The following is a 3,871-nucleotide window of genomic DNA, read 5'->3' as shown; positions in this document are numbered from 1 at the left end:
TCACGCGAGTTCCGGCTCTGATCACGCGGCTTACGGCTCTGATCACGCGAGTTCCGGCTTCGGTCACGAGCCGTGGCCGGGCGGTAACTTACTTCTGAGGCTTTTCTGAGATCTCCGGAGCAGGCTCGGCGCCGATCATGCGGTCGGTGCCGAGCCCCAGGAGGTCGTCGTGGCGGAGGAAGTGCTCGATTATCTGGTCGTCGGGGCCGGGCCGGCCGGGTTGCAGCTGGCGCAGCACCTCGGCCACGCCGGGCACCGGTACCTCGTGCTGGAGGCCGGTTCCGCGCCCGGGCACTTCTTCGAGACCTTCCCGCGGCACCGGACCCTCATCTCCATCAACAAGAAGCACACCGGGTACGCCGACCCGGAGCTGCGGATGCGGATGGACTGGAACTCGATCCTCGCCGCCGGCGACGACGCCCCGGTGCTCTTCACCGACTACAGCGAAAAACTCTTCCCGGACGCCGAGGACCTCCTCCGCTACCTCGCCGACTACGCGGCGAAGTACGACCTGAACGTCCGTTACGACACCCGGGTGACACGCATCCGCCGCGAGGGCGAAAGTTTCGTCCTCACCGCCGGCGAAGAAGAATTCCGAGCCACCCGGCTGATCATGGCCACCGGCGTGACCAAGCCGTACATCCCGGACTTCCCCGGCGTCGAGCTGATCGACCAGTACGTCGACGTCGACGTCGATCCGGAGAACTTCACCGACCAGCGCGTCCTCGTCCTCGGCAAGGGGAACTCCGCCTTCGAGACCGCCGACAACCTGATCGAGCGGGCCGCGGTCGTGCACGTCGGCGGCCCGCGGCCGGTCAAGCTCGCCTGGCGCACGCACTTCGTCGGCCACCTCCGCGCCTACAACGCGGGCATCCTCGACATGTACCAGCTCAAGCTGCAGCACGCGATCCTCGACGGCGACGTCCGCGAAGTCCGCAAGGACGCCGACGGCTACCACGTCAAGTTCGCCTTCGCCCGCGCCGACGAGGTCATCAAGGAAGTCCGCTACGACCGCGTCATCTGCTGCACCGGCTTCCGGTTCGACGCCGACCTGTTCGACGAGGACTGCCGTCCGCAGCTCACCATCAACGACCGGTTCCCCGCCCAGACGCCGAGCTGGGAGTCGGTCAACGTGCCCGGCCTCTACTTCGCCGGCACGATCACGCAGGTCCGCGACTTCAAGAAGGCCACCAGCGCGTTCATCCACGGCTTCCGCTACGGCGCCCGCGCGCTGGCGAAGGTGCTGAACGAGCGCTACCACGACATCCCGTGGCCGCACACCGAGCTGCCCGCCAAACCGGACGCGCTGACCGACGCCGTCATCACCCGGATCAACCGGACTTCCGCGCTGTACCAGCAGTTCGGCTTCCTCGGTGACGTCGTCGTCGTGGACGGCGACACCGCCCGCTACCTCGAAGAGGTGCCGGTCGACCGGGTCCTCGAAGACCCGCCGGCCGACGTCTACGTCGTCACCCTCGACTACGGCCCGGACCACGACAAGATCGACCCGTTCGACTTCGTCGCCCGCGCTGCCCAGGACAAGGCCAACGACCACGGCGAAGGCCACTACCTGCACCCGATCGTCCGGCACTACCGCCGCGGCGAACTGGTCGCCACCCACCACGTCACCGAGAACCTCGAGAACGAGTGGGACAAAGAGGTGCACGTCGAGCCGCTGACCGCGTTCTTCACCCGGGAGCTCTGATGCGGACGATCGCCGAGCTCGAGGCCACGGCCCGCGAGCGCCTCGACCCGGCGCACTACGACTACTTCGCGGGCGGCGCGCAGGACGAGATCACCCTGCGGGAGAACGAAGAAGCGTACAAACGCCTGCGCCTGATCCCCCGGGTGCTGCGCGGCAGCGACAAACGGGACCTGAGCATCGAGCTGCTCGGGACGCCGTCCTCGATGCCGATCCTCGTCGCGCCCACGGCGTTCCACCGCCTCGCGCACCCCGACGGCGAGCTCGCCACCGCGCGGGCGGCCGCGCGGGCGGGCACGATCATGATCGTCAGCATGGCCGCGACCACGGCCATCGAGGACATCGCCGCGGCCGCCCGCGAGGTCGCGCCCGACCCGGGCCTGTGGTTCCAGCTCTACCTGCAGCCGGACCTGGAGTTCTCCGAGGCGATCGTGCGGCGCGCCGAAGCGGCGGGGGTGAAGGCGTTCGTCGTCACCGTCGACTCGCCCGTGCTCGGCCGCCGCGAACGCGACGACCGCAACGCCTTCCACGACCTGCCGCCCGGCCTGGCCGTGGAGAACCTGCGCAACCTCGGCGAAAACCGCAGTGGCGGAAACACCAGCCATGTCCGCGAGATCGTCATGTCGGCCGGGCTGAACTGGGACCACATCGCGTGGCTGCGGGGCAAGACCAAGCTCCCGGTGCTGATCAAGGGTGTCCTCCACGCCGAAGACGCGCGGCTGGCCGTGCACCACGGCGTCGCCGGCCTCGTCGTGTCCAACCACGGCGGCCGCCAGCTCGACACCGTGCCGGCGACCATCGACGTGCTCCCGGAGATCGCGGCGGCCGTCGGGGGCGCGCTGCCGGTGCTGCTGGACGGCGGGATCCGCCGCGGCACCGACGTCGTCAAGGCACTCGCCCTGGGCGCGGACGCGGTCGGCGTCGGCCGCCCGGTGGTGTGGGGGCTGGCGGCGGGCGGCCGCGAAGGCGTCTCGGAAGTGCTGGAAATGCTGCGGGCCGACTTCGACCAGGCGCTCGCGCTCTGCGGCGGACGGCACCCGGCGGACCTCACCCCGGACCAGGTCCGGCGATGATCGGCAACGCGCTCGCCTGGCTGCCCGCCCGCGTCGTCGCGCTGCGGATGCGGATCTTCGCGCTGGTCAACGGCCAGGACGCGGTGACGATCCCGGGTCCGCAGGTCGGCGTCGCCGACTTCCGGCGCGTCTACGCCGACCCGGCGGCGAACGGCCGCAGCCGCGGCGCCGCGCTGTCCGACCTGTTCTGGTACTGGCTTTCGCCGGGGCCGCAGGTGCACCAGGAACACCTCGAAGCCGGGCCGCGCTACGACGAGGTCGCCAAGTGCACCCGCCACATCCTGGTCAAGTCCAAAAAGGACTCCGAAGAGCTGACCCGGCGGGTCGCCCGCCACGTCCTGGACGGCGTCCGCCCCGGGCTCGTCCGGCTGCGTGACGAGATGATGCCGATCTGGGCCGAGCTGTACTACGAGCTGGTGTTCGACGAGCCGTGCCCGCCGCGGGCCCGCGAGCTCATCGTGGCGCACGCCGACGACGTCGCCTCGGCGCTGAAGTGCGTGCGGCCGCGGAACATGCGCCGCCGGGCGCGGCTGACGAAGTACCTCCGGCAGCGCCTCGCCGACGTCCCGCACCCGCTCCCGGAGTCCCTGACCCCGGAAGAACAGGCCTACTACCTGCAGGGCACGTTCTTCACCACCGCCGTCGTGCAGATGTCGGAGGCGATGGCGCACCTGCTGATGATCATCGCGCAGGACGACGGCCTCCAGCAGCGGCTCGCCGCCGACCCGGCGGAGATCGACGGCGTCATCGACGACGGCCTGCGCGCGTACCCGCTGTTCGGCATCGCGCACCGGATCTCCACCGCCGACATCGAGCTGGACCACCTCACCATCCCGGCCGGGACGGTGCTGTGCTTCAGCTACCCCGATTTCGCCGAGCAGTCGGCCGAAGAGGAGTTCATCCCGTTCGGTGTCGCGCAGAACCGCGCCTGCCCGGCCCGCGGGCTCGCACCGCCGACCATGCGGGTTGTCGCGCAGGAAGTGCTGCGCCGCTTCGACCTCGCCTCGACGGCCGCGCACACGCGCTCGATCCCCAACCGCGGCCCGGCGCTGCTCACGCCCCGCGGGGCCCGCCGGCGGCGGGCACCCCTGGTGTG

General features: G+C 70.4%; 3 protein-coding genes. All 3 read left to right on the top strand.

Annotation, left to right across the window (positions count from 1 at the left end):
• Window positions 1–169 precede the first annotated feature (169 nt).
• Window positions 170–1,705: an NAD(P)-binding domain-containing protein gene (locus CCN39_RS43415; RefSeq protein WP_086852487.1), complete on the top strand. Its 1,536-nt coding sequence runs from the start codon at window positions 170–172 to the stop codon at window positions 1,703–1,705.
• Window positions 1,705–2,775: an alpha-hydroxy acid oxidase gene (locus CCN39_RS43410; RefSeq protein WP_086852485.1), complete on the top strand. Its 1,071-nt coding sequence runs from the start codon at window positions 1,705–1,707 to the stop codon at window positions 2,773–2,775. Before CCN39_RS43415 ends, CCN39_RS43410 begins: the two co-directional genes overlap by 1 nt.
• The coding region (locus CCN39_RS43405; protein ID WP_086852483.1) for a cytochrome P450 family protein at window positions 2,772–3,871 on the top strand (1,100 nt) is incomplete at its 3' end. The genes CCN39_RS43410 and CCN39_RS43405, both read left to right, overlap by 4 nt.

The organism is Amycolatopsis kentuckyensis (assembly GCF_002155975.1).
In the GTDB taxonomy this organism is placed as follows: Bacteria; Actinomycetota; Actinomycetes; order Mycobacteriales; family Pseudonocardiaceae; genus Amycolatopsis; species Amycolatopsis kentuckyensis.
This window is presented reverse-complemented; position numbering and strand designations above follow the sequence as displayed.